At 39.8% G+C, this 26,880-nt stretch carries 20 protein-coding genes; 12 read left to right on the top strand and 8 right to left on the bottom strand.

Annotation, left to right across the window (positions count from 1 at the left end; all coding sequences use genetic code 11):
• Nucleotides 1–21: 21 nt before the first annotated feature.
• Together bhn_RS06410 and bhn_RS06415 are read right to left on the bottom strand one after the other, a co-directional pair.
• Nucleotides 22–1,050, bottom strand: a complete 1,029-nt coding sequence (locus bhn_RS06410; protein WP_071175912.1) for a 3-deoxy-7-phosphoheptulonate synthase — start codon at nt 1,048–1,050, stop codon at nt 22–24.
• 86 nt (nt 1,051–1,136) lie between these two features.
• On the bottom strand, nt 1,137–3,023 hold the full coding sequence (locus bhn_RS06415; protein WP_071175913.1) for a TaqI-like C-terminal specificity domain-containing protein: 1,887 nt from the start codon (nt 3,021–3,023) through the stop codon (nt 1,137–1,139).
• 85 nt (nt 3,024–3,108) lie between these two features.
• Here bhn_RS06415 and bhn_RS06420 point away from each other — a divergent pair, with 85 nt between their 5' ends.
• Nucleotides 3,109–4,215 (top strand): cation diffusion facilitator family transporter, encoded by a 1,107-nt coding sequence (locus bhn_RS06420; RefSeq protein ID WP_071175914.1) that lies wholly within the window; start codon nt 3,109–3,111, stop codon nt 4,213–4,215.
• Between the two features lie 49 nt (nt 4,216–4,264).
• Here bhn_RS06420 and bhn_RS06425 read toward each other — a convergent pair whose 3' ends face one another.
• Nucleotides 4,265–5,578, bottom strand: coding sequence for a putative bifunctional diguanylate cyclase/phosphodiesterase (locus bhn_RS06425; protein WP_071175915.1), 1,314 nt, complete (start codon nt 5,576–5,578; stop codon nt 4,265–4,267).
• A 256-nt stretch (nt 5,579–5,834) separates the two neighbouring features.
• Between bhn_RS06425 and pbp4b the strand changes: the two genes are divergently transcribed.
• From pbp4b to bhn_RS06470, 9 genes are all read left to right on the top strand, one after another.
• Nucleotides 5,835–7,475, top strand: a complete 1,641-nt coding sequence (gene pbp4b / locus bhn_RS06430; RefSeq protein ID WP_071175916.1) for a penicillin binding protein PBP4B — start codon at nt 5,835–5,837, stop codon at nt 7,473–7,475.
• The gene (locus bhn_RS06435; RefSeq protein WP_071175917.1) at nt 7,444–8,088 is read left to right on the top strand and encodes a C39 family peptidase; all 645 of its coding nucleotides are present in this window, start codon (nt 7,444–7,446) and stop codon (nt 8,086–8,088) included. The genes pbp4b and bhn_RS06435 overlap by 32 nt, the downstream gene beginning before the upstream one ends.
• Complete coding sequence (locus bhn_RS06440) at nt 8,085–9,917, top strand: C1 family peptidase (RefSeq protein WP_071175918.1); 1,833 nt, start codon at nt 8,085–8,087, stop codon at nt 9,915–9,917. Before bhn_RS06435 ends, bhn_RS06440 begins: the two co-directional genes overlap by 4 nt.
• A 103-nt stretch (nt 9,918–10,020) precedes the next feature.
• Nucleotides 10,021–10,311 (top strand): hypothetical protein, encoded by a 291-nt coding sequence (locus bhn_RS06445; protein WP_071175919.1) that lies wholly within the window; start codon nt 10,021–10,023, stop codon nt 10,309–10,311.
• Nucleotides 10,312–10,663: 352 nt separating this feature from the next.
• Nucleotides 10,664–11,851, top strand: a complete 1,188-nt coding sequence (gene cbiD / locus bhn_RS06450) for a cobalt-precorrin-5B (C(1))-methyltransferase CbiD (RefSeq protein ID WP_071175920.1) — start codon at nt 10,664–10,666, stop codon at nt 11,849–11,851.
• A gap of 21 nt (nt 11,852–11,872) precedes the next feature.
• Nucleotides 11,873–13,318, top strand: a complete 1,446-nt coding sequence (gene glgA, locus bhn_RS06455) for a glycogen synthase GlgA (RefSeq protein ID WP_071175921.1) — start codon at nt 11,873–11,875, stop codon at nt 13,316–13,318.
• A gap of 9 nt (nt 13,319–13,327) precedes the next feature.
• A complete protein-coding gene (locus bhn_RS06460; protein WP_071175922.1) occupies nt 13,328–14,980 on the top strand; it encodes a putative polysaccharide biosynthesis protein in 1,653 nt (550 codons plus the stop codon).
• Nucleotides 14,981–15,412: 432 nt separating this feature from the next.
• Nucleotides 15,413–16,330, top strand: a complete 918-nt coding sequence (locus tag bhn_RS06465) for a hypothetical protein (protein ID WP_148661923.1) — start codon at nt 15,413–15,415, stop codon at nt 16,328–16,330.
• 95 nt (nt 16,331–16,425) lie between these two features.
• The gene (locus tag bhn_RS06470) at nt 16,426–16,659 is read left to right on the top strand and encodes a hypothetical protein (protein ID WP_071175923.1); all 234 of its coding nucleotides are present in this window, start codon (nt 16,426–16,428) and stop codon (nt 16,657–16,659) included.
• A 178-nt stretch (nt 16,660–16,837) separates the two neighbouring features.
• Here the strand turns inward: bhn_RS06470 and bhn_RS06475 are convergent, their stop codons facing one another.
• Together bhn_RS06475 and bhn_RS06480 are read right to left on the bottom strand one after the other, a co-directional pair.
• Complete coding sequence (locus bhn_RS06475) at nt 16,838–17,884, bottom strand: M42 family metallopeptidase (RefSeq protein ID WP_071175924.1); 1,047 nt, start codon at nt 17,882–17,884, stop codon at nt 16,838–16,840.
• A complete protein-coding gene (locus tag bhn_RS06480) occupies nt 17,881–19,746 on the bottom strand; it encodes an Rqc2 family fibronectin-binding protein (protein ID WP_071175925.1) in 1,866 nt (621 codons plus the stop codon). The genes bhn_RS06475 and bhn_RS06480 overlap by 4 nt, the downstream gene beginning before the upstream one ends.
• A gap of 212 nt (nt 19,747–19,958) precedes the next feature.
• Here bhn_RS06480 and bhn_RS06485 point away from each other — a divergent pair, with 212 nt between their 5' ends.
• Nucleotides 19,959–21,458, top strand: coding sequence for a tagaturonate reductase (locus tag bhn_RS06485; protein ID WP_071175926.1), 1,500 nt, complete (start codon nt 19,959–19,961; stop codon nt 21,456–21,458).
• 52 nt (nt 21,459–21,510) lie between these two features.
• Entirely contained in the window at nt 21,511–23,070 is a 1,560-nt protein-coding gene (locus bhn_RS06490) for an ABC-F family ATP-binding cassette domain-containing protein (protein ID WP_071175927.1), read from the top strand.
• Between the two features lie 59 nt (nt 23,071–23,129).
• Here the strand turns inward: bhn_RS06490 and bhn_RS06495 are convergent, their stop codons facing one another.
• From bhn_RS06495 to bhn_RS06505, 3 genes are all read right to left on the bottom strand, one after another.
• Nucleotides 23,130–25,232 carry a zinc ribbon domain-containing protein gene (locus bhn_RS06495; RefSeq protein WP_071175928.1) on the bottom strand — a complete coding sequence of 701 codons (2,103 nt, stop codon included), beginning with the start codon at nt 25,230–25,232 and terminating at the stop codon, nt 23,130–23,132.
• A gap of 81 nt (nt 25,233–25,313) precedes the next feature.
• The gene (locus tag bhn_RS06500) at nt 25,314–25,883 is read right to left on the bottom strand and encodes a hypothetical protein (protein ID WP_071175929.1); all 570 of its coding nucleotides are present in this window, start codon (nt 25,881–25,883) and stop codon (nt 25,314–25,316) included.
• A 30-nt stretch (nt 25,884–25,913) separates the two neighbouring features.
• Nucleotides 25,914–26,828, bottom strand: coding sequence for a GIY-YIG nuclease family protein (locus bhn_RS06505; protein ID WP_071175930.1), 915 nt, complete (start codon nt 26,826–26,828; stop codon nt 25,914–25,916).
• Nucleotides 26,829–26,880: the final 52 nt, after the last annotated feature.

Consider the following 26,880-nt stretch of genomic DNA (forward strand, 5'->3'; position numbering starts at 1 on the left):
TTAATCTGTTTAATAAATTGATCAAGAAAGTTCAGCCATTTCAAGGATGAGTCTTTCTGTATCGTTCCAACCAAGACATGGATCTGTGATTGACTTACCATAGATTCCTTCGCCAATCTTCTGGTTGCCTTCCTCGATGTAACTCTCGATCATGACACCCTTAACAAGGTTCTTGATATCCTTGTTGAGGTTTCTTGAGTGAAGAACCTCTTTTACGATCCTTACCTGCTCCTTGTACTGCTTGTTTGAGTTGTTGTGGTTAGCATCAATGATAGCAGCAGGATTGATGATCTCTCTCTGTTCATAGAGCTTAAGAAGGAGATTAAGATCTTCGTAGTGGTAATTTGGAATTGACTGACCATGCTTGTTGCTAGAACCTCTAAGTACGCAGTGTGCAAGAGGATTACCATTGGTCTTAACTTCGTAGCCTCTGTAAACAAATGAATGTGACTGCTGAGCAGCATATACTGAGTTGAGCATTACGCTAAATGTGCCGCTTGTAGGATTTTTCATACCAGCTGGAACGTCAAAGCCACTAGCTGTCATTCGATGTTCCTGATCCTCTACAGATCTGGCACCAATTGCCACGTAGGAGAGGATATCAGCTACATAACCCCAATTCTCAGGGTAGAGCATCTCATCGGCTGCTGTAAGGCCTGATTCCTCAATAGCCTTGATCTGCATATGTCTCATAGCAACAAGACCAGCATGGAAATCTGTCTTACCCTCTGGATCAGGCTGAGAAGTGATTCCCTTGTATCCCTCACCAGTTGTACGAGGCTTGTTGGTATAGATTCTAGGAATAAGGATAAGCTTGTCCTTAACCTTGTCGTTTAATTTACCAAGTCTGCTTACGTAGTCGCAAACAGCTTCCTCATTATCTGCTGAACATGGTCCAACAATTACAAGGAACTTATCGCTTTTTCCTGTAAAGACGTCAGAAATCTCTTTATCGCGTTCAGCTTTTATTTTAGCCAGCTCCTTAGTAAGAGGGAATTCATTCCTTATTTCTTCAGGAGTTGGAAGCTTTTGAATGTAATCGAATGACATTTCATTTTCCTCCAAAAATAAATTTACATTGTCATACTATAGCACTTTAAACTGGAAAAGTAAACCTAATAAATAACCAATTTTTCTTAAGTATTATCAAGTTCCTTGGCAGAAATACCATATAGATCAAGTATCCTGCTATTAAGCAGTTCAATTTTTGCGCTATTTTGTGCAGTATCTAAAGCTATCTCACGGGCAAGATCAGAGATCTCATTCATAGTCTCATTATCGCAGCAAGCGATAGGAAGGTCTTCAATAGCAGATCTAAGGACCTTGACGCTTTTATAAGTGTGTCTGTAATAAAAGCTCATGACAGGCGAATTGAGGATAGCCATAATGTAAAGAGCACTGTAGCCAGGTACTTTTGGAATGACAATATTTGCACTGTTTAAAGTTAATGTGCACTTACTATCATAGGCAAATACCGGCTCATTTGCAATAAATTTATATATCAGTTTTTCCTTGGTGCGGTAGTATTTTACAGGTGCAACCTGCTGGAATTTATCCGGGGTAAAAAAGATATAACTTTCCGGCTCGTCAGCATAGTATTTATGGATATTTTTTCCCTTAAGGATACCTTCATAGCCCTTTTTATAAGTATCAGCTAAAAAAGTTTTATTAGAGCCCGTAACAATTCCAAGTGCAAAGTCTGCCTTATCCTTCAAGTTAAAGTGTGGAGCATTTCTGATCTTTTGAAGAACCTCAAATTCATTATTATCTGCAAGTATGTGGAAACTCTGTTTACTGATCCTGTCAAAAGGAACAGAGTATGAGCTTTTAAGTGAAAGAGAAGCTCTTTTCTTTTGATACCTGTAAACGTCTATACTTCGATCCAAGGCTTTTTGTGTCATGGCCTTTGACAGTGTCAGGATAATACACGGGCATTGAACTTTTTCAAATATCTCATTAAGATAGTGGATCTTAAGGATATGGGCATTTTTGAGTATAACTGTTCTGATATCCTCATGGAAATCTGCATCTAATAAGGTTTCAGGAAGGACAAAAGAGATGAGTCCTGACCTCTCTGCCACCTTAAGAGCCTTTTCAATAAATAGAGAAAAAGATTCAGGCTTTCCGCTTGTCTGGGCTGAAGAGTACAGCTCTTTTAACCTGCTGGATTCATCAGGACTGTAGCCATAGCCCCAGGGCGGATTGCCTAGTAGCAGATCGCAGCAAGGTGCATTATCAGAAAAGATAAAGTCCCTTACTACAATGTTTTTCTTGATGATACTAAGGCTCTTTGCGTCCCTGACGTCATATTTCATGGCAAGATTGATCCTTGCTAATTTAACTGCGATCTCATCAATGTCAGAGCCGTAGATACTTGAAAGCGGATGATCATCAGGAAGTCTTATGAGGAAATTACCTGTTCCGCAGGCCGGATCAAATACTGTTTTGCCCGCAATATCAATAGAACCAACCAGCGTATCTACTGCAAAGAAAGGAGTGTAGTAGGAACCGCTTTTCTTTTTATCGGAAAGACGTCTAAGGGATAAATATAATAGTCCCAGAGTATCTTCGCCCTTTATATATTTAAGGGAAAATAAATCTAAAAGGGAGCTGTCGATAGCTTTTGCGGGCTCTAGAGATAGCTCTTTTACCACCTTTGGATCCTTAAGAACTTTGCGCAAAAGAGCATTGGAATACAAGGAAAGTACTGAATAAAGATCAAAGTCCTTGTCTGAAATATACTCTATAAGTGCCTTAACAGTTTTTAAATTGGCAGATTTTGGATCAATGTAGACATTAGGTACATAGTTAGAATTGTGAAGACTCTTGTTGCGGCGACTCTGAAGTAGACCAGATGCAGCCAGGTCCCTTGAGAAGCTGTTAAAAGAGCTTTCATCTATATAGTAGCGTCCATGGGATATGGTGGCCTTTAGCCTGCCCAGCTTGATCCAGTTCAGAACTGTAGCCGGTGAAATACCCATGATATCGCCTGCTTGTCTTGGAGTAAGATTTTTTGTCTTCATAAAGTTATTATCTTTGCTAGCTAGATTATTTGCAAGCAATTTATGGTATGATAAAGGTGAATTTGCATAGGAATCGAGGAAAAAAATGAGTAGGACAAAACAGATAGTAAAAACAAGTATCGTAGGAATTATTGCAAACATTTTTTTAGCTGGATTTAAAGCTTTTGTTGGTGCTTTGACAAGTTCAGTAGCCATCACACTTGATGCAGTCAACAATTTAAGTGATGCCTTGTCATCGATCATTACAATAGTTGGAGCCAAGCTTGCGGACAAAGAGCCTGACAAAAAGCATCCCTTCGGATATGGAAGAATCGAGTACCTGTCTGCAATGGTGATAGGTTTTATTATCCTTTATGCAGGTATCACTTCATTTATAGAATCTTTTCAGAAGATCCTAAAGCCTGTAACACCAGAGTACGGCGCAGTTTCACTCATTATCATCACAGTAGCCATCTTCGTTAAGGTATTTCTTGGATTATATACCAAGAAAAATGGCGAGAAGCTAAACTCAGATTCACTTATTGCTTCAGGTAAGGACGCCCTTAACGATTCACTTATTTCATCATCAACACTCCTTGCAGCAATTATCTTCATCCTTACAGGAGTCAGCATAGAAGCCTTTGTTGGAATCCTTATTTCAATTCTTATCATCAAGACAGGTTTTGAAAGTCTCCATGAGACCGTTAGTGCAACCCTTGGAGAGAGGATACCTTCAGATATTTCCAAGGCAATCAAGCAGTCGATCACATCTTTCCCGGAGATAGAGGGAGCTTACGACCTTGTAGTTCATAACTATGGAAAAGAGACTTTAATAGGCTCAGTTCATATCCAGGTTCCACAGACTCTGACAGCATTAGAACTTGACTCACTTGAAAGAAAAGTAGTAGAAAAAGTCTTCCTGGATACAGGTGTTTCAATTACTGGTATCAGCATATATTCAGCAAATATCAATGATAATGAAGCTATCGAGATAAAAAAGAAGATCGTAGAGATCATCGGAGAGTATCAGTACATCCTTCAGATGCACGGCTTTTTCAAGGATGATGAGAGAAAGATGCTCAAGTTTGACATAGTCATCGACTACGATGCTCCTCAGAAGAAAGCCCTTAGGGACGAAGTTTCCAAGAGGGTAAAAGAACTTTATCCAGAGTATGACAACTACATTTCTATAGACTACGCAGTTTCTGACTAAATAAAAAAGCTTATCCACTGTGGATAAGCTTTTTTTATGAAAATGTTATTTAACATGAGTACTTAAGGAGCGATTCAAAGTCCTTAGTACTTAGCGGTTTTGAGAAGTAGTAGCCCTGAATTGCGTCGCATCCTGCATTCTTTAAAAGAAGATACTGTTTGGAATTTTCAACGCCTTCAGCAATAACAGTAAGATTAAGAAGTTTGGCTATTTCCAGAATGCACTCAAGAAGGTTCATTTCTTTATTGTTTTCTGCAATTCCTTTGATAAAGCCAATGTCCAGCTTGAGAGCATTAAGTGGAAGAGTTGTGAGCATATTAAAAGAAGAATAGCCCTTACCAAAGTCATCCATTTCAACTTTAAAACCGGCATCCTGCAGCTCTTTTACCACCTTGACAATCTGCTCAACGTTCTCAGTATAGGCAGTCTCCGTGATCTCAAGATGAAGATCCTTGGGATCAATGTGGTACTCGCTTAAAGTTCTCTTAAGGTAATCTATAAGGTCATTGTCAAATATATCGATCCTAGATACGTTCACAGAAAATGGAATATTAACGCCGTATGTCTGTCTCCACTTATGCATCTGTTTGGCGGTCTCACGCCAGACGTAGCGGTCCAGCTGTCTGATAAGACCATTTTGCTCAAATAATGGGATAAAGAAATCTGGCTTAACCTCGCCAAATTCAGGATGATCCCATCTGATAAGGACCTCAGCACTAGACATTGTAGGCTTGTCGCACTGTATATCATATTTTGGCTGGAACACCAGCTTGAACTGATTCTCATTTAAGGCATCGTTGATGCTGTCTAGAAGCATAGCTTCATAGAGCTCCTTGCGATGCATATTGTCATCATAGATTGTGTAAGTAGCAGAGTGCTTGTTCTTGCTGGCTGAGTTGCAGGCCTGAATAGCTCTGTCAAAGCGCTGGCGAACAGTAGCAACCTTCTTAAGATCTGGATAGATACCAATCCTGATGCGAATATCAGGAGTATTCATAAGAGACTGAAGAACATCACAGACCTGATCTGTTAAAAAGGTGTAGCTCTCCTGATGTTTGATGTACATATAAAAAATATCTGCGTCATAGCGGCAGGCAATTCCTTCATGTTCATTGGCTGCTTTCTGGACGCAGTCTGCAATGGCGCACAGAACTCTGTCGCCAAAATTTCGACCATATAATTCATTTATAAGATGGAATTTGTTGTAATTAAGAACGATGGCGTCAACACCCTCATCAGGGTGGAGCTTGTCATAGTCATCAGCCGCACTAAAGAACTGATCTCTAGAGAGAAGACCAGTTAATGGGTCAAGGTCGCTGTGCCTTGCAAATTCATGGCTAGGTCTAAATTTGTTTTTGAACATTTTTAGGCTTTTAGTCATCGCTTTACCCAACTACTCCTTTAGTAATGTGACTTTTAGAATTAATTAAATTATACATACAATACAGACAAAAAACATAAAGTTCGCAGAAAAATCACAATTATAATATAATTTTGACAAATATAACAAAAATTATGATAGAGAAGTTAGTACTAATAGATGATAAAATGAATAGAGACTTAACAATTGGGGTGGGACATTGAAAAGAAAAATTTTGGCTCTGTTACTATGTTTATTGATGATATTAAATCTTACTTCATGCAAAAATAGTGGTGAAGAAAGTAAGATTTCATATGAAGATATTGAGGTTTCTCCTAAGATAGAAGCTTCTACTGAGAATAATACTCAGGAAAGTATTGAGGAAGAAAAACAGGAGAAAGTAGATAAGATATCTTTATATGAATCTAAATATGAGGAAGCTGGAATACGAAAAGAATCCTTAGAACTCATAGAAGATATCATAAATACTGATATCGAAAATGGCTTTAGTAGCGCTCAGATAGCAGTTATGAAGGACGGAGAGCTTGTATTTGAGGATAGCTTTGGACTTTTAAATAGCTATGATCAAAATGGGAAACGACTTACAAAAGGAGACAATGTAACTAGCGATACCATGTATGACCTAGCCTCAATTTCCAAGATGATAGGCGTAAATTACCCCCTTCAAAAGCTCTTTTCAGAAGGGAAGATCAGCCTAGATGACAAGGTGACTGACTATCTTGGGGATGAATTCGTCGAAGATACTATCTTCATAGCATACGAGGGAGGCGAAGCTAAGGACTTAGAGACCATCAAGACATGGAAAAAGAATCTTACTATAAAACAGCTCCTTCTCCATAGAGGCGGCTTTCCAGCTTCTCCCAAGTACTTTAACCCTTACGTTGACCAGACCAAGCAGGAATACAATCCTGAGATGAAAAATGAGCTCTTTTCATCATATGATGGGGATGAAGCAGCAAAAGAAGCTACTATTAAAGCCATAAATAAGACGCCTCTTATGTACGAGCCAGGAACCAAAACCGTTTACTCAGATGTAGACTACATGATCCTAGGAGTCATCGTTGAAAAGGTAAGTGGAAAGAGTCTTGATCAGTATTTAAAGGATGAGTTTGCTAAGCCTTTGGGACTTACGAGAGTAACCTACAATCCACTCAAAAATGGCTTTAACAAGGAAGACTGCGCAGCAACTGAGCTAAACGGTAATACCAGAGATGGGTATGTGGATTTTGAAGGAATCCGCAAATATACTATCTGGGGAGAAGTACATGACGAAACAGCCTATTACTGTATGGGCGGCGTTTCAGGTCACGCTGGTATTTTTGCAAGTGCAACTGACCTTGCTAAGCTTGGAAATCTCATGATAGATGGAACAAGTGGCGGCAAGACATATTTTACAAAAGAAGCAATAGATACCTTCTTGTCATCGGAGTATAGCGGCGACAATACTTGGGGCCTTGGCTGGTGGAAGCAGGGTAGCCAGAAAAGAGAAAGATACTTTGGAAGTCTTTGCAGCAATAATACCTTTGGACATCAGGGCTGGACAGGAACGCTTCTCATGGTAGATCCAGAGGAAAGGCTTGTTATAGTTCTTTTGACAAATAAGATTAATTCACCTGTTACGGACAAAGAGAGCAATCCAAATAAGTTTGATGGAAACTGGTATACCACAGCAGGTCTTGGGTTTGCACCTGAGATAATTTATACTGGAATGGGGACTGATGAAGATATAACTGACACGCTCCTTGAAATCTGTGATAAGCTTATTACAGAGGCTGAGGGGAAGGTCAAGGACAGCTACAGCGATGATCACCCCGCAAGACTTAACTTAAAGAGCAAGAAAGAAGTTTATGAAAAAGCAAGCATACGGTGGAATAAGTAATATATCCAAGTATCTTTTGGAAAAATATGGTGACAAGCCAGTAATGGTCAAAAGAGGAAGGCCGATTGTCATGAACAGTCAGTCCATGGAGACTATAAGTGGCAGGCGTACCAGAAACTGCTCAGTTGTAGCGGTTACAAGAGTACTTGATTATTACCGCAGAACAGGTGCGGTTACAGGCGTTCCTGAAAATATTCAGGAAACCTATAAATTAGTAGAAGAAATCGCAGAATGCTATGGATACACAGATAAAAGAGGTACAGTTCCCTTTTTTATCTCAGGAATAGCGAGGGAAGCCTTCGGAGAGTACGGCGCCAAGGTTAAGTGTAAGGGCGTGTACGTTTGGAGTTTTGAAAAGCAGGTTGTGGACGAGATATCCCACGGAAGGCCTGTTATCATGAATATTGCAAGAGGCTTTTATAAGGATCACACCATAGTTGTGGTGGGATATAGCATCTGGCGAGTTGGAGACAAGCTCTATCCTATGCTCAGAGTTATCGACGGCTGGAAGAGCGGCTATCACTACATAGATTATGAGGCTTTTGCAAAAGACATATCGCAGTCAATATTTGGTTCATTTAACACGATTCATGTAAATGAGGGCAAAAAGTGAAGAAAAAGAGATTGGTGCTAGTCTTAGTACTGGCGGTGGCAATTGTAACAGCGCTTATTATGACTATTATCTTTACGAATCATAATTCTGTTCAGACAGGTAATCCCTCGAGAAGAGATGAAAGCGGGCAGAATCTATCTGACGATGACCTTTCGGCAGTTGATGGAAGCGAGAACTTTGCTGATCCGTCCAATAGCCCTATCTATTCATCTGAGGGTAAATCTTCGCCACTTCTTGAAGGTTCCCTTATAGGAGAAGCCAATAATCCAATCTCAGAAAATGTTGAGACAGTCAGAAGAATAGTGATTCCAGAAGCAGTCACTATACTTGATGGCGACAATGTTGGATTTTACGCCAACGAAGACTTTAAGGATGTAATTCCTTCAGATGTATCAAGCTTTTCAGATACTGACCTTCCAGCTCAGTATGATTCCAGAAATTATGAAGGTAAATGCTACGTTACAGAAGTAGAAGATCAGGGATATACCTACCTTTGCTGGTCTTATGCAGCAATCGGAGCAATAGAATCCGATATCTTGAAGCATTATTCAGATATTTCCTATAAGGACCTTGATCTATCAGAGAAACACCTTGCCTATTACAACGTTCATAAGGCAGAAGACACAGTAAATAACGGCATTAAAGACGATTACAGAGAACTTGTTAATGCTGACAATGTAGAAGGAGCCTGGATCTTTGACTATGATACCAACTATGTGGCAGTTGGCGGCGTCAACAATTTCTGCATCAGTCTTTTGACAGCCTGGAAGGGTCCAGTTACAGAAGCCGACAATGATGCATTTCAGGCAATTTACGGTTCAGAGTATCTTTTTAAGAACAACACTTCACATCCATCAAATGCCTATAACAGCGAGTATCACATTCAGGATGTCATAGAAGTATGCGCTTCAGAAGAAAATATAAGCCTTGTAAAGCAGATGGTCATGGAACACGGCGCAGCATCTATTGGTGTAAACGCCGACAGTAAGTTTTGGTCCAAAAATAAGGGAAACCTTTATTCATACTTTAATGGCGAGATTCCTCCAACAGCAAATCACGAAGTTCTGATAGTTGGCTGGGATGATGATTACAGCGTTTCAAACTTTAGCCACAGACCCAAAGCTGACGGAGCCTGGATCTGCAAGAATAGCTGGGGAGAGGTTTCGGGAAAAGACGGATATTTTTACCTGTCCTACTACGACGAGACCGCAGCTATTAGTAATGCGGCGGCATATTCAGCAGTAAGGCCTGGTGCAAAGGGCTGGTACGACAATAACTATCAGGTGGCAGGCTTTATAACAAATGTCACCAGCACACTTGATGATGCTGAAAACTACGTAGTTACTTATTCAAGCTCCAAAAATCCTTATGGAGTAATATATGAAGCAAAGGAAAACGAGAATCTAGAAGCTTTTGGACTTATGGCAATAGATTCTTACCAGCAATATCAGGTAGAAATATATCTTAATCCTGTTACGGATGATGACAAGCTTAGTTTTGAAGATCTAGGAGAACCTTTAGTATCTCAGAAGTTTTCTGCTATCGGCGGAGGCTATCACACCTTTGAACTAATGAGAAGCATCAGCCTCGAGGCGGGAGATAAATTCTTTATATTGATAAAACCTGAAACCAGCGGAAGGCTTATTATGGAAGCAGCAGGGGATATGGTTTCGCAGCCTAACTATGACGAATGGAATAATCTTACCGGAAACTTCCATAATTATTACACTGCAAGTGGGCAGAGTTATTACATTTCCGATGATGGAAATGCCATGGAAGCGCAGTCTGACAAGGATTTCTTCATTAAGGCATATACGACAAATAGATAACTAATTATTAAAAATCTATAAATTTTATTTGATTTTTATAAACAAATATGTTATATTACTCACTGGTACTATTTGTCGATGGGATTCAGAAAGGTATATAGAAATGGCAAAAGTAGAGAAAGAGCTTGAAGAGATCACAACAACAGACAAGATTAAGGCTATGAAGGCCCTTAAGGATGCTGGATATAGAGTAGAAATGGCAGGAAGCGGTGTTCCTACGATCATCGTTACAAATGCAGATGAGATTGAAAAGTCTATCAAGACTATCAGAAGCTTATTAAAAGGAATCAGCTATGTAGGAAGTTTTGGAATCAGAGCTGTTAGAAAGACAGACATGATAGCTACAGATTCTGAAGAAGTAAAGACAGAAGAGCTCACAGCAATTTCTGCTTAAATAATTTAAGAAGCATAACACCATTAAAAAAACCACCTCGAAAGAGGTGGTACTTTTTTTGGGAGGAGGGGTCGATCAGTGGGGAGCCGATCGACCCGGTATGAAAAAAGTTTTGTTGGGGGAGTCAGAAGTTTTGTACTTCTGATAGTAATATAATATATTCTAAATTTGGACAAAATATGGACGTTTTCTAAATAAAGCATAAATTAAATCGAAATAATAAATAATGCGTATACGATATTTGGTTAATTCCAACTTACTATTTTTTATATTTACGAAATATTGTATAATACTATATATTGATGTACATGCTCAATTGACACACGTAAAGACATTTAAAGAAGGAGCATATATGGATCCAAGTTTTGTTATCAGCCGTTTAACTACAGGAGATTGTGCAGCAGCAGCCGCAAGAGCTGCCGCAGTTTGTTTGCTCTTTAAAACGGATTATGAATATGTATCTATCCAACATGGAGATAATAGTCCCAGGACTATTTCTGTATATCAGGTATCTTCGGCTTGTAATGACGAATCAGCCCATTACTATGCCATTATGGAAGGTGGCAATGCACCTGACATCAGAGAAAAGGCTGAGATTCACGTAACAGTTTCCAAAATTAAAAATTTATATGACGTAAGCGATAATGCTCATATCGACATGAGATATGGGAATCTTTTCTTGTGCGGCGGCGAAGGAATAGGCACTTCGCAGATGGACACTGCTGACATCAAAAAAGGTGAACCTCTTATCGAGAAAGATGCCAGAAAACTCATATTTGATGCAGTTGCAGAAGCCTGCGAGATCTCAGATGGAGCTCAGCTCCTTCAGATTACAGTCAGCTGCCCTGATGGAATGATGATAGCAGCCAAGCAGACTATGGGACAGAACATGTTTACTGGTGGCATTACGATTCTTGGTGATTACGGCAGGATTTTTAGAATCCATCAAAGGGACATTACAAGTTCAATTGCAGATCAGGTCAAGAAGCAGGCAAATCTTGGTGTTAAAAACTTCCTTGTAGCTCCAGGTAATTACTGTGCAAAAGAAATAAATGACAGCCTTCACGTATCTCTTAAGACTGCAGTTAGATGTTTTAACTATCCAGGTGACGCAATCGATGCTATAGTTGCAAATGGCGGCGAGAACATGCTTCTTGTAGGAAATGTAGGTAAACTCGTTAAGCTTGCGGCAGGTATCATGAATACTAATTCCTATGCATCTGACGCCAGAAGAGAGATCTTTTCCGCGCATACAGCAATAGTGGGCGGAACCTCTAGCCAGGTCAGAACAGTCATGGGATGCGATACAACAGATGAGATTCTTGCATTACTTGATTCATGGGGCATTAGGGATAAAGTAATGTCAAGCATCATGTTAGAGATATCAAACGCTGTTTATAGAAGGAGCCATGGCAAGCTCAAGTTTGGCGTTGCGCTTTTTTCAAAAGAATTTGGACTTTTGGGACAGACTGATGATACCAGAAATGTACTGGTCAAGGTATCTCAGGAGCAATATGCATTATCACTTAAGTTAAAATGATATAGTAGGAGATGTAGACGTATGAAAAATATTCTTTTTGTGGCATCAGAAGGGGTTCCTTTCATAAAAACAGGTGGACTTGCTGACGTAGTAGGCTCTCTTCCTAAGGATATCGATAAACGATATTTCGATGTCAGGGTGGTGTTGCCACTGTATAAGTGCATTAGCCAGCCGATGAAAGACAAAATGGAGTATGTCTCAAATTTCTACATGGATTTCCATTGGAAAAATGAATATGTAGGAATCTTTAAAGCAGAAATTGACGGAATTAAGTATTATTTTATTGATAACGAATTCTTTTTTAACGGAATGAAGCCCTATGGCGACGACGTTATTTTTGAGATAGAGAAGTTCGCCTTCTTTTCTAAGGCAGCTCTTTCTATACTTCCTGTTATTGACTTTAGACCAGATATCATCCACTGCCATGACTGGCAGACAGGACTTGTGCCGGTTTATTTAAAAGAGAGATTCCAGGGAAGTGAGTTCTATAGAGGAATTAAGGCTGTTATGACTATCCACAACCTTAAGTTCCAGGGTAAGTATGACATCAAGACAGTTCAGGATATCACAGGTCTGCCAGATTATTACTTCTCACCTGATAAGCTTGGCCTATACAAGGATGCAAACCTTTTAAAGGGAGGAATTGTCTACTCAGATGCCATTACCACAGTTAGTAAGGCTTACGCAGAGGAAATCAAGACAGAGTTCTACGGTGAAGAGCTGGACGGCCTCCTTCGTGCAAGGGCTAATGACCTTAGAGGTATCGTAAACGGCATCGATTACGACGAGTTTAATCCTGAAACTGACAAGTACATTCCTTATAACTATAATGCAATCAATTTCCGCAAGGAAAAGGTTAAGAATAAAAAAGCTTTACAAAAAGAACTGGGACTTAAGGAAGATGAGAAGGTCATGATGATCGGTATCGTTTCAAGACTTACTGATCAGAAGGGCTTTGATCTAATCAACTACGTTCTTGATGAGCTTTGTCAGGATGCAATTCAGCTTGTAGTTTTGGGAACAGGTTCTGAGCAGTACGAGAACTCTTTTAGACACTTTGATTGGAAGTACAATGACAAAGTTTCAGCAAATATCTATTATTCTGAACCTATGTCACACAAGATATATGCGGCTTCTGACGTATTCCTTATGCCATCACTTTTTGAACCCTGTGGACTTTCTCAGCTAATGGCGTTAAGATATGGTACAATACCGATTGTAAGACAGACAGGCGGACTTATTGATACCGTTGAGCCTTACAACAAATTTGAAAGCACAGGAACAGGTTTTGGCTTCCTCAACTACAATGCTCACGAGATGCTTGGTACAATCCGCGAAGCAGAGCATGTGTATTATGATCAGAAGCGCGAATGGAATAAGATGATCGATCGTGCCATGGCAGTTGACTTCTCATGGAAGGTTTCCGCTGAGAAGTATCAGGAAATGTACGATTGGCTGAAACCTTAATGATTATTTATGAATAGACAGGAAAATTCAAAGAAAAATCTATTAAAGCAGGCTGGTATTCTTGCGATAGCTGGTATTATCTCAAGAGTTATCGGCCTGTTATATGGTAGTCCACTGGCAGCAATAATAGGAGATGAAGGAAATGGCTATTATGGAGCTGCTTATAATGTTTATACCATTATTCTTTTAATATCTGCATATAGCATTCCATCTGCTATGTCCAAGATTATCTCAGGTAAACTCGCGGTAAAAGAGTATAGGAACGCACACAGGATCTTTAAATGCGCTCTTGTATATGTTTCAATCGTAGGCGGAATCGGAAGTTTCATTTTGTTCTTTGGAGCAGATATTCTGGCAACCGGTAATTCTGCGCTTGTTCTTAGATTTTTTGCCCCAACGATCTTCATATTTGGCTTCCTTGGTGTCCTTAGAGGCTATTTCCAGGCCCACAGGACAATGGTTCCAACATCCATATCTCAGCTTATCGAGCAGATCCTCAACGCTATAGTCAGCGTCGGTGGAGCCCTTATTCTTACTAATATTGCAGGCAATGAAGATACTACCAAAAGAGCTGTCTATGGAGCCATTGGTAGTGCCATCGGTACAGGTTCAGGAGTTGTCATAGCTCTTTTGTTCATGTACTTTGTATACTGTGTTAACAGAAAAGGAATTCATAGGAGAGTAAATGCAGATACCCATGAAGATATGCCATCCTCTGAGATATTCAGGATGATCCTCATGATCGTTACACCTTTCATTATCAGTACTGCGATCTACAATCTTTCTTCATACCTGAATAATGTTTTCTTTAACAGGATCCTCATGCATGTGAGAAATATTGATGAGCAGAAGGTTGCAACGATGTATGGAATCTTCATTAGAAAGTCCATGCTCATTACAAATATTCCTATAGCTTTTGCCAGCGCAGCAGCTTCTGCTATGATGCCAGAGCTCTCAGCAGCATTTTCAAAGGGAGATAAAGCTGAAGTTAGAGATATTGTCTCAAGGGTTCTTCGAGTGATCTACATGATCTCAGCACCATGTGCTGTTGGTCTTTTTGCCCTTGCAAGACCAGTAGTTACAATTCTGTTCCCACAGAAGTCTTCTATAGGAGAGGCTTCAATGCTACTTATGGTTCTGGCTGTGACAGTGATCTTTTATTCAATATCAACTGTAACAAACGCAGTACTTCAAGGAATTGGTCAGCTTATTGCACCTGTTATCAATGCAGCACTTTCACTTGTTGCTCAGGCAGCTATACTGGTGCCACTTCTCTTATACACTGATCTTAATGATATCGCACTTTGTATCGTGACAATCGTTTATTCACTTATGATGTGCGTACTCAATAATGTTGTAATGAAAAAGCATATTCGTGTTCGAAACGACTTCAAAAAGGCGTACCTTCTTCCAACAATTTCAGCAGTAGTCATGGGCGGCGTAGCTTTTGGAGTATACAAGCTCTTTGAGATGCTGCTTGGTCTGTTTGTTCCTAGCTGGTACTTCGTGAATCTCTTTGCAACTATGTTTGCCGTTGCCGCTGCAATTCCAGCCTACTTCGTAGTGCTCATCAAGTCAGGCGGCGCAACAGAGGATGATATCAAGCGTTTCCCTAAGGGGACAGCAATCGTGAGGTTGCTCAAGAAGTTTAGGGTGATGTGAGAGTGCATGTTGCCCTTTTGGTCCTAGGGGACGGGGTTAGTGGACCATTTTTTGAGCCTTAGGGACGGAGGTTAGGGCTCATTTCATTTTATGGCCCCTTGTCTTTGTAAATGAAGGCAATATGACAACATTTCTCTTAATTCTTTACCCTTTTGGCCTATTTTAGCCCCTTTTTGCAAGTTTTATTTTCAATAGCGAGGCGTTTTTGAAAATCCTTTACCCCTAATCACGAGTTTAGGGGTAAAAAACGAATTCTTAAGCAATCTTAAGAATTTCCTACAATAAATCTTAAGATTTATCTGCTACACTTATTTTTGTGCTCATTCAGAGCGAAATGCAACTTTCTGTTGCAAAGGCGATTTATGCCGACAATCCCATATTCTGCTACAAAAGAGTTAGTTGTTGATAAAAAAAGGCGGTGATATAATTACAATGACTGAAAGCGAAAAACAGCGACTGGACTGGCATTCCGGATTTGAAGGTGGATTGATGCTGAGTTTACGCGCTTATGCAAAAGATATTGAGGTGGAGCGTGAACATCCTCTTTCAAGCGAGCCCCTCAGAATTGACTATCTAGTTATCAAGAAGCGCCACGATGTTTATGTTGATAATGCAATTGGCCGAGATTACAGGACTTACAATATCATTGAGTACAAGAACCCAAATGATGAGCTCAATGTTGATGTTTTGTGGAAGGTGATTGGGTATACTTGTATTTTCAAAAGTCTTGGAAAGACGGTCGATGAGATCAAAGCAAGCGAGATAACAATATCGATATTCAGAGCGGCCAAGCCAGTTAAGTTATTTAAGTATTTAAGAGAAAAAGGTGTGAGAGTCGAAGAGCAGGACCCTGGTGTATACAAGGTTTACGGAATGATAGACATTCCGATATCTATTGTTGTCATCAGTGAGCTCAGAGATTCAAGTTTAAAAGCTTTGTCTGTCATGAGAAAGAAGGCAGATGAAGAAACAGTAAGACAGTTTCTTGAAGAGGCAAGTAAATACACTGAGCCTGGAGACAAGCGTTTTGCTGACGCGGTGCTACAGATCAGTACCATGAGCAACAAGGAACTGTATGACAAGCTGAAAGGAGATACTAGTATGTGTGAAGCATTGAGAGAACTTATGGCTGATGAACTTAAGGATGCCGAGAACAAAGGTGTTGAACTGGGTATAGAAAAGGGAATAGTACAGGGTATAGAGCAAGGAATAGAACAAGGTATAGAACAGAGAGACTTTGATAAGATTTCTGACATGCTCAGAAGAGGAAAAAAGCCAGAAGAGATCGCGGAGTTCTGCGATTATCCTTTACAGCAAGTTTTAGATGTTCAGAGTAAGCTTAAGAAGTAACTGAGCCTGGAGACAAGCGTTTTGCTGACGCGGTGCTACAGATCAGTACCATGAGCAACAAGGAACTGTATGACAAGCTGAAAGGAGATACTAGTATGTGTGAAGCATTGAGAGAACTTATGGCTGATGAACTTAAGGATGCCGAGAACAAAGGTGTTGAATTGGGTATAGAGCAAGGAATAGAGCAAGGAATAGAGCAAAGAGACTTTGACAAGATTTCCGATATGCTTCGCAGAGGTAAAAAGCCAGAAGAAATTGCTGAGTTTTGCAATTATCCTTTGCAGCAAGTTTTAGATATTCAGAGTAAATTAAATAATCCAAATGGGTAAAGATATTGACAAAAAAGGCGACAAAACTGTTGCAAAGAATAAAGAGGCTTCTACCATCTTGGTAGAAGCCTTTTTACATTACATTGCTCCAAGTAAAAAATGAGCCCTAACCTCCGTCCCTAGGGCTCAAAAAATGGTCCACTAACCCCGTCCCCTAGGTCCATTCCGGAAGTCAACCTTAGCAGCAGTAGCCGATGAGAAGCTTCAGCGTATTCTCTGCGCCGTCGCGGTGGCTGCGTTCGTAGCCGTGGGAAGCATAAACACCTGCGCCGATGAGACCGTGGCGAAGGTCATTGCCGGAGCGGAGAGTAGCTTCAACGTCGCTGCCGTAATGAGGGTAAATGTCTACAGCGTAGTCAGCACCTGTGTCCTTGGCGGCCTTCATAAGAGCCTGAACGATAGGATAGCTGTAAGGGCCGCCGCTGTCCTTGGCGCAGATAGAAACCTGACGCTCTGTGCAGGTAAGACCATCACCAACACAACCCATGTCAACTGAGATAGCTTCTGTGCAGCCTTCAGGAACTGAGCCGCATCCGCCGTGTCCAACTTCCTCAAATACAGTAATATGAGCATAAAGAGCTCTCTTAGGAGTGATCTCGTTCTCCTTGATATACTTAGCAAGACCAAGAAGGATTCCTACGCTAAGCTTGTCGTCAAGGAAACGAGACTTGATGTAGCCAGACTTGGTAACGCGAACATTAGGCTCAAAGCAAACAATGTCGCCAACAGAGATACCGAGCTTTTCAACATCTTCCTTAGAATTAACATCCTCATCAAGGACAACCTCGCAGCTCTCCCAAGTTCTCTTGGTATCATCGTAGTCGCCATTCACATGGATAGAAGCGTTGTTTAGCTGGAAAGTACCCTCATAGATGCCATTAAACTTAGTAACAACGCGGACATTCTCAGTCTCAGCATTGTTAGGGTTCATTCCACCAAGATTTGTAAGCTTTAGACGACCATTTGACTTGATAGTAGCAACCATGCCTCCCAGAGTATCAGTGTGAGCCTCAAGTAAAAGACCATTTTTCTTGTCCTTACCTGTAAGATCAACAATAACGCCTCCCTTGTTAGTGAGAGTAGCCTTAAAACCAAGCTTTTCAAATTCCTTCTTGACCCAAGCTGCAGCCTCCTCAGTGTAGCCGGTAGGAGAGTCAATGTTTAGAAGATCTGAAGTTTCTTTGACAATAAAATCAGTATACTTTTTAAGATTCAATTTTTTCATTTGTTTTCTCCTTCATTTATAAGTCTAAGTCCCGAAATGTCAGGAGCTATAGCCATAGAATAATTAGTGTAATATACAACAAAACCAGGCTTGGCGCCGTTTGGCTTCTTGACATCCTTGCGTTTAAGATAGTCAATCTCAACCTTTTCCTGGTTCTTGCCCTTTGAATAGTAGGCAGCAAGAGCCGCAGCCTCCTCGAAGGCTCTGTCAGGCACCTCCTTACCCCCTGTTAAAAGAACTACGTGTGACCCTGCAATCTTCTTGGAGTGGAACCACCAGTCACCACCGTTAGCCATCTTGAAAGTAAGCTCATCATTCTGAAGATTGTTTTTACCCACATATATGTCAAAACCATCAGAGCTCACATAGTGTAAAGGTTTTGAAGTAACCTTGTCCCTTCGTCCCTTCTTGCCATTATAGTGAGCCTTAAGATATCCGCTATCTACAAGTTCCTGCCTTATCTGAGCAAGGTCAGCTTCATTTTCTGCAATCTCAAGAGCAGACTCTATTGATTCAAGCTGTGAAACCGCCTCCGAAACTTCTTTGATCTGTTCATCAAGTGCCTCAGCGGTGCGCTTAAGCTTGGTATATTTGTCAAAATACTTCTTGGCGTTCTGATTGGGTGAAAGAGTAGGATCAAGAGGAATCGTCACATCTTCCCCGGTGTTGTAGTCATTCACTTTGATAGACTTGTCACCCTCCTTGGCGCTGTAACCATAAACAGTAAGAAGTTCGCCGTAAACCCTGTATTTGTCCTTCTTTTCGCTGTCAGCAAGCTGCTTGGTCTGAAGGTCAAGCTTACGGACATTACGCTCAAGGGCAGTCTGGACGATCTTACGAAGGTCAACAGACTTCTGACGGATCCTAGTAGCCACGTCCTTTTCAGCATAATACTGCAAGATCAACTCAGATATATCACCCACTTCCACACACTCAAACCTACCAGAAACTCCTCCCACAGCATCAACAGAAGCATCAACAGAAGCATCAACAGAACCATCAACAGAAGCCTCACCAGAACCTCCATATATCTTTAGAGGAATAGAAGAGTATTCTTTAGGAACTCCCTCTTCATATATTATCTGAGGCACAAACTCTCCATTCCTTACAATACTCATAACCTCATCAAAAGCCTTGTAAACCGCAATAGCCTCCGCCGTCTCAAGCGAGATAGCAGATTTATCCGCATCAACACCTGCTCTGTAGCAGATCTCCTGGGAGGTAATAGGACTAAGGCCAGTATATGAACCATAAATAGCTTTAAACAAAGGCATACCCTTACTCAGAACGCAGGATGAAAACTCATCTGCAGAAGTCTCAAGAGGATTGCACTTGTCCTGACTTGGAATAAAGTACTTCCTGCCAGGCAAAACCTCACGGATAGAACTCACAGAAGCAGGGATATGCTTGATAGAGTCAATGATCACATCCTCCTCATCAGTAAATATGATGTTACTGTACTTGCCCATGATCTCGATGATAAGAGTCTTGTGACGAAGATCCCCCATTTCATCAAGGTGCTCAACCTCCATCCTGATGACTCTCTCAAGACCCCCAGGCTGTGTCACAGACACAATGCGGCCATTTTGTATGTGTTTACGAAGAAGCATGCAGAAATTAGGCGCAGTCATAGGTGAGTTCTTGTTGTCATCAGTCATGTACACCAGAGGAAGAGTAGCATCAGAAGACAGCACAAGCCTCTTTTGCTTGATCCCATACTTGTCCGCATTTTCATAGGACAACTTAACGGTGATAACAAGCTCATCACTTTCTGGCTGAGCAATCTTATATATACGTCCACCCACAAGGTAGTCGCTTAAATCTTTGGTAAGATTTGCAATTGTAATTCCATCAAAAGCCATAATAAAAAACCTTTCTAAAATAGAACAGGAATACCGTAGAAATCCTATTCAATAAAAAACATATTCAGTATAGCATAGAATCAGCATATAAGCCCTAATTTAAGTTAAAAAATTCTTCTTGTAAACGCTTACATTTCTATGCTATAACTTATTATGAAAAATAACATTTGAAACAACAATGTAAGAGGTTACATTTTAAGGAGGATATAGCAATGGAACAATTAAACTATGATGTCTTATCAAGATCAGGCTACGAAGGCTTCATCCAGAAGGACGCTCCAGTCAAGGTGCTCCAGTTCGGCGAAGGCAATTTCCTTAGAGCCTTTGTAGATTACTTTTTTGACATCAGCAATGAGAAGGCAGGCTTTAACGGCAAGGTAGCCCTCGTGCAGCCAATCGCCCAGGGCCTTACAGACCTCATCAACAAGCAGGAAGGTCTTTATACTCTATACCTTCGTGGCAGCGAGAACGGTCAGAAGGTCGATATGAAAAGAGTCATCTCAGCCGTAGACTGTTGCCTCAACCCATACAACAAGAGTGACTACGACAAGATGATGGAGATCGCAGCAAGCGACGACCTTGATATCATCGCATCTAACACTACAGAAGCTGGTATTGCCTATGATCCAGCTTGCAATTTCACTGATACTCCAGCAAGTAGCTTCCCAGGTAAGCTCACTCAGGTCCTCTATACCAGATTTAAGGCTGGCAAGAAAGGCGTAGTAGTTCTTTCCTGCGAGCTTATTGATAATAATGGAAAAGAGCTCCTTAAGTGCGTAAATCAATATATTGACCAGTGGAAACTCGGAGACGACTTCAAGACATGGGTGAACACAGAAAATATCTTTTGCTCAACCCTTGTAGATAGGATCGTTCCAGGTAGGATCCGCGACGAAAAGGAAGTAGCAAAGCTAGAAGAAGCAAACGGCTACCACGATGAACTCATCGATGTAGGCGAGATCTTTGGCGTTTGGATAATTGAAGGCCCACAGGAACTTGAAGATAGACTCCCATTTAAAAAAGCCGGCGTAAACGTCCACGTAGTTCCAGACGTTATGCCATACAAGCACAGAAAGGTTAGGATCCTTAACGGCGCTCACACAGGCTTTGTCCTTGGAGCATACCTTGCTGGCTTTGATATCGTAAGAGACTGTATGCACAATGAGACAGTATCAGGCTTCATGAACAAGATGTTAAACGAAGAAGTTATCCCAACCCTCGTAGATCACCTTGATGAGAACGACCTCAATAACTTCGCTGCAGCAGTTAAGGATAGATTCAATAACCCATTCGTAAACCACGAGCTCATGTCAATTTCCCTTAACTCAACAAGTAAGTGGAAAGCACGCAACATGCCATCATTCCTGCAGTACATTGACAAGAATCATAAACTCCCAACTTGCCTTACAATGTCTCTTGCAGCTTATATCGCATTTTATTCAAATGATGTTCAGGAGCTCACTGAGGCTGGCCTTGTATGTAAGAGACCAAAAGGCAACACCTATACAGTAAGCGATGATAGATGGGCTCTTGAGTTCTACTATGAACACAGAAATGATTCGGATAAAGAGCTTGTGGCAGCAGTACTTGGTAATGAAAAGATGTGGGATCAGGACCTTAACAAGATCGAAGGTCTCACAGAGAAAGTAACAGAAAACTTACATCTCATCAGAACAGAAGGCGCCGAAAAAGCTTACGCTTCCTGCCTATAAAATTCCATGCTATAATATTGCCTGTTGCGATTAAAAATAGATGAGGTAAATAATGAGTATTTTAAACGTTGAACACTTAACTCACGGTTTTGGTGATAGAGCAATATTTGATGATGTGTCTTTTAGACTGTTAAAAGGCGAACATATCGGCCTAGTAGGAGCTAACGGCGAAGGTAAGTCAACCTTTATGAATATCATAATAGGTAAGCTCATGCCAGATGCCGGCAAGATCGAGTGGGCCAAGAATGTAAAGGTAGGCTATCTTGATCAGCACGCAGTCCTCCATGAAGGCATGACCATCAGGGACGTGCTGGCCTCAGCCTACGAGCCACTTTATGACATGGAGCGCAGGATGAACGAGATCTGCGACGCCATGGGTGAAGCTGATGAAAAGACCCTTGAAGAGTACATGGAAGAGCTTGGAACCATTCAGGACCTTCTCACTAACCACGACTTCTACCTTATAGATTCCAAGATAGAAGAAGTTTCAAGAGCACTGGGCTTTTTGGACCTTGGTCTTGATAGAGATGTTACAGAGCTTTCCGGAGGTCAGAGGACCAAGATCCTCCTTGCTAAGCTTCTTTTGGAAAAGCCTGATATCCTGCTCCTTGACGAGCCTACCAACTACTTGGATGCAGAGCACATCGTATGGCTCACCAGATACCTTCAGGAATATGAGAACGCTTTTATCCTCATATCCCATGACATTCCATTCCTCAATAGCGTAGTCAACATCATCTACCACATGGATGGCCAGACTCATACCCTTGAGAGATATGTTGGTGACTACGACAAGTTCATGGAAGTCTATGAGATGAAAAAAGCTCAGAGAGAAGCGGCATATAATAGACAGCAGCAGGAGATTGCTGAACTCAAGGACTTCGTTGCAAGAAATAAGGCCCGCGTTGCCACCAGAAACATGGCAATGGCAAGGCAAAAGAAACTAGACAGTATGGACCTTATCGAGAAGGTTCAGGAAAAGCCAAAGCCAGAGTTTAATTTCAAAGTTGCCAAAACTCCAGGCAAGATGATCTTTGAGACAAAAGACCTTGTGATAGGCTATGATGAACCACTTTCTTCTCCACTTAATATCAACATGGAGAGAAATTCAAGGATAGTCCTTGTGGGTGCTAACGGTATCGGTAAGACAACACTCCTTAAGAGCATCCTGGGCCTCATCCCAGCAATCAGCGGCTCCGTAGAACTTGGAGAAAACGTAGAGATCGGTTATTTCCAGCAGGAGATGGACCCTAACATAGAGACAACCTGTATGGAAGAAATCTGGCAGGAATTCCCAGGTTTCTCTCAGTATGAAGTCCGCTCAGCCCTTGCTAAGTGCGGCCTCACAACCAAGCACATCGAAAGTAAGTGTAAAGTCTTATCAGGCGGCGAGCAAGCAAAGGTGCGCCTCTGCAAGCTCATCAACCGTGAGTCAAATCTCTTAGTTCTTGACGAGCCAACAAACCACCTAGACGTAGATGCCAAGGACGAACTCAAAAGAGCCCTCAAAGAATATAAGGGCAGCATCCTCATGGTATGCCATGAACCAGATTTCTATGAGGATATCGCTACAGAGATTGTGGATTGTTCTAAGTGGACAACGAGAATTTAGAAATATAGAATACATAAAAAGGCACTATTCTTCATAGAGAGTAGTGCCTTTTCAATGCATTAGTTTAAGTTTCTATAGGCTGTTACAATGTCTTTAATTGCCTGCTTGTCTTCTTCGGTAATTGTCATATCATAATACTTATTATTACCTTTAAATCGAATAATAGTTTCTTTGGATTTTATGATTTTATCTAATATTTTTATATCTGTATCTTCTAATGGGCAAAAATCATAATTTTCCACCACTTTAGCTCGTCCATCAACATCTGTATCAGTTGAATCGAATAAATCGATTTTCATTTCATATCTTTCTTCATCGATAGCAAAAATTAGAGTATCCCAAAATACCCAATCATTTCCATAGTAGTTAGCCTTTAGGTGTAGCGTTCCTACACCATTTTTTACTGAAATATAAGGAAGTACAAAACTTCTTATGTTAGTGTATTCTGGATATGAGGCAGGTTTGTAAAAAGTGGTTTGTGATATTTTGTCTTCTTGCGAAGTCAGTGGTGCTAAAGCAACAGTAGTATTAGCTTCTTTTGTGATTTTTGTGTTCTTTATTATTTTTTCATAGTTTGATGCATATTCAGAAGTATTCGAATCATTGGTTTGCATGAGTATAGTTATAAATGTATTTAATTCTTTAATACCTATAGTTCCTATGTAAGTGTAGGAATCAATAGAATCATCACTTGAACTTTTTATAGTACATGTATGAGCTAAACCAAGTCCTTTTTCTAGATTTTTATCTTCTAGTATTTCATAATTATCTATTTTTTTTGCCATTCCATCAATTATTGATTTTGTTGCTGTATCAAAGTATGACACATATTTTGAATCACTAAGCTTTGTGGTGTCCATTTTGTCATCTTTTAAATACTGAATTATGAGTATACCATCTGATGATATATATCTTAAATTTTCGGAATTCTCTTTTGTTTCTTTTGAAAATAACCCAAATGACTTAGGTATATTTAGAATTATGCCTCCAACTTCACATGTGGATGATTCAGCATAAAGAGGTGTTTCATGATAATCAACTGAAAAATCAATATCTGATCTTGTCAGAGATTTTTCTCCTAAAGATGAGGAAAATGTTAATACACCGTTGTTATAGTTGAAAACCTTTTCATCATCTTGTGAATGATATGGACATTTTTTACTTTCATTTTCGTTCCTATAGGATGTCCATGAAAATGAGTCACTATTGACTTCGGTTTCATATGTTCCAATCCAAAAAGGAGTTCGAATATATGAATTATCACTTACCCAAAAGACAGTGATTTCTGAGTCGGAAATAAAAGCAGCCATACCCGATAAACCTTCTGATACAGAATCTTCACACCAACTTCCTGTTAAGTCCCAAATATCTTTTTGCGGTTGAACTGCCTCGGATGATGCAGAGTTAGATACTAATGCATTTGAAGGTGAGCTGTCAGAAGGAATATTACCTAACAGAATTTGATCACATTCGTTAGTAGTCCAATGAGTCGCAATATCAGATACTTTATTATATTTTTCATTAGTCCATTTAAGTGGATTATCACACTGAAAATACAAAAGAGAAACATTGTTATTTGAAATATTTGCATATATTTCAGCGTCTTTAGAAAACATCCATATTATTTTGTTGTTTTCATAGCGCCACTTGTGGTTAGTGGTACACTCTGAATAATCAGGCTGATAATAATAATCTGCAGTTCCATCTCCAAAAAACGTTAGTACACTTTTATTTTCTCCGACATATGTACCAACGACATATTCTGGAAGTGCTATGGAAGCTTCTTCTTGAGATGAAGTTGTTTCATTTGTAGAAGTGGTTTTATTCGAATATGAAGTTCTAAAAATATGAGGTAAAAGAATAATAAGGAGAAGGAGGACAGCTACAATGATTGCGTATAAGAAATTTTTTTTTGGAATCTTCAGATTTGCTTTTTCTGTGTCAGTTAGTTGTTTTTGATAATTTATTTTTTTGTTATTCTGAACTTTATTAGTATGGATAGAAGTAACACTTGCCCCACAAGAAGAACAGAATTTAGCATTTTCTTCAAGTTTAGCTCCACATTTACTACAATAGTTTTGAGACGTTATTACTTTTGCCCCACATTCTTTGCAAAATGAAACACCATTTTCTAGTTCAGTTCCACACTTACTACATTTCATATACATTTCCTCGCTTTTTATTTATGTTTAAAAATGACACCAATGCATATAGTTTAAGAATGATTTTATGTACTAATTATATTACTGTAAATTTAGCAATGACTTTATCTTGTTTTTAATTTCATCATCCACAAATCTGTATTTTTCTATAACCTTGATTTCTTCATCTGTAACTCGAACACTGCTATTTTTGCCGTTCTCACGAACTCTAGCATCAATTTCATAAACTGTCATGGATGGATTAATGTCTGCTTCAAGTAATTCTTGCTTACTCCATGCTGACATTTTCTCTAGTTGTGATGAACTATAATCCATAAAATCGTAATCTAATTCAAATTCTTTTGTTTGTGGATTGAAAATGTAAAAATGTCTAGCTAATTTCCTCATTAACTGAACATTTCCATGCTTATATCCAAGTATTCCTTCCGCAAACTCATCAATGTTTTGATATGCGCTAAAACATTCGAGTTCATATTCTTTTAGTAGGTCTATCATTATAAAGTCAGGTATAAAATCTAGCACATTATGAAATCCGTCGTTAATATCTATTAAATGATTTTTACGAGTTTCATAATCGTTCATTGAAGCAACTAGGTTATTACGCTTCAATTCATCTTTCATATTTTGAGTTAGTTCTTTTTCATAGTTCATCTACGTTCCTCATTGTTAAAGATGCACCAGTTAGTTTCTGTTTAGCCCCCATGATGTCTTTAGTGTGCACAGTTTTTGTTTCCATACTTTTTCAGCTTCTAATGTAGCTTGTATATCTTTTTCATTGATACCAGTTTTATGGATGACTTCTAAGATGCTATATTGGAAGTTTAGGTATGCTTTTGGATTTTCTTTTAGATATTCAACTACGCCTTTATTTCCTTCCTCATCTGTTTTAGAGCCACCACCGGTTCCGTTGGTGTTTGCATAAGTTAACCAGCGACCAAATAATCCATCCTTTCCATAAGCAGATCCTACATAGTATTTTCCGGTTTGTGAGTCTACAACAAGATAGATTGCATAGACTTCTTTTAAAGCGTTAGCAATTTCTTCATACTGATCAGAATGTGTCAGGTATTCTTGCATTGTAGTAAAATCCCATACAACGCGATTATATCCTGGAAAAACATGCTTACTATCAGGATAGATGGAAACGACAGTTTTCTTTTGAAGTGCAGCAAGAGAGTACTGCACATATCCAATTGTTCCAGCTCCCCAATCGATAACAAGACGATCAATAAGGTCTTTCATATAATCGGATAATTCCATTTTAAAATATATGTGTCCTGGTCTATCGTAATAATCCTGATTTGGGAATGATGGAAGTCTTTCAACTTTTGAAGCAGGATATAGTCCTACAATTTCAAAGCATCCAACAAAACGTGAATGCGTTTTGCCATCTGCTATAAAAGATAAGATGTATTTCTTATTTTTGAAGAAGTCTGCTGTTGGCTGAATGCTTTGATATTCATAGAAGTTAGAACGGTCATTTTTATCCCAGATAGTGGAAGTTTCTTTTTTATTAAAAGAGTGTCTAATGACTAAAAGATTGTCTAGTGGTATACCAGCTGCATTTATTAGATCTACAAGATTGAGTGATGACATACTATTAGTTTTCCTTTTTGTACTATATGTTTTATTATAACATAACTTGTGA

The organism is Butyrivibrio hungatei (assembly GCF_001858005.1).
In the GTDB taxonomy this organism is placed as follows: Bacteria; Bacillota; Clostridia; order Lachnospirales; family Lachnospiraceae; genus Butyrivibrio; species Butyrivibrio hungatei.

Bases quoted from the DNA above. Each gene is read 5' to 3' on its own strand.
- bhn_RS06410 (WP_071175912.1), bottom strand. From the start codon at position 1,050: ATGTCATTCGATTACATTCAAAAGCTTCCAACTCCTGAAGAAATAAGG.
- bhn_RS06415 (WP_071175913.1), bottom strand. From the start codon at position 3,023: ATGAAGACAAAAAATCTTACTCCAAGACAAGCAGGCGATATCATGGGT.
- bhn_RS06420 (WP_071175914.1), top strand. From the start codon at position 3,109: ATGAGTAGGACAAAACAGATAGTAAAAACAAGTATCGTAGGAATTATT.
- bhn_RS06425 (WP_071175915.1), bottom strand. From the start codon at position 5,578: ATGTTCAAAAACAAATTTAGACCTAGCCATGAATTTGCAAGGCACAGC.
- pbp4b (WP_071175916.1), top strand. From the start codon at position 5,835: ATGATATTAAATCTTACTTCATGCAAAAATAGTGGTGAAGAAAGTAAG.
- bhn_RS06435 (WP_071175917.1), top strand. From the start codon at position 7,444: ATGAAAAAGCAAGCATACGGTGGAATAAGTAATATATCCAAGTATCTT.
- bhn_RS06445 (WP_071175919.1), top strand. From the start codon at position 10,021: ATGGCAAAAGTAGAGAAAGAGCTTGAAGAGATCACAACAACAGACAAG.
- cbiD (WP_071175920.1), top strand. From the start codon at position 10,664: ATGGATCCAAGTTTTGTTATCAGCCGTTTAACTACAGGAGATTGTGCA.
- glgA (WP_071175921.1), top strand. From the start codon at position 11,873: ATGAAAAATATTCTTTTTGTGGCATCAGAAGGGGTTCCTTTCATAAAA.
- bhn_RS06460 (WP_071175922.1), top strand. From the start codon at position 13,328: ATGAATAGACAGGAAAATTCAAAGAAAAATCTATTAAAGCAGGCTGGT.
- bhn_RS06465 (WP_148661923.1), top strand. From the start codon at position 15,413: ATGACTGAAAGCGAAAAACAGCGACTGGACTGGCATTCCGGATTTGAA.
- bhn_RS06470 (WP_071175923.1), top strand. From the start codon at position 16,426: ATGTGTGAAGCATTGAGAGAACTTATGGCTGATGAACTTAAGGATGCC.
- bhn_RS06475 (WP_071175924.1), bottom strand. From the start codon at position 17,884: ATGAAAAAATTGAATCTTAAAAAGTATACTGATTTTATTGTCAAAGAA.
- bhn_RS06480 (WP_071175925.1), bottom strand. From the start codon at position 19,746: ATGGCTTTTGATGGAATTACAATTGCAAATCTTACCAAAGATTTAAGC.
- bhn_RS06485 (WP_071175926.1), top strand. From the start codon at position 19,959: ATGGAACAATTAAACTATGATGTCTTATCAAGATCAGGCTACGAAGGC.
- bhn_RS06490 (WP_071175927.1), top strand. From the start codon at position 21,511: ATGAGTATTTTAAACGTTGAACACTTAACTCACGGTTTTGGTGATAGA.
- bhn_RS06495 (WP_071175928.1), bottom strand. From the start codon at position 25,232: ATGAAATGTAGTAAGTGTGGAACTGAACTAGAAAATGGTGTTTCATTT.
- bhn_RS06500 (WP_071175929.1), bottom strand. From the start codon at position 25,883: ATGAACTATGAAAAAGAACTAACTCAAAATATGAAAGATGAATTGAAG.
- bhn_RS06505 (WP_071175930.1), bottom strand. From the start codon at position 26,828: ATGTCATCACTCAATCTTGTAGATCTAATAAATGCAGCTGGTATACCA.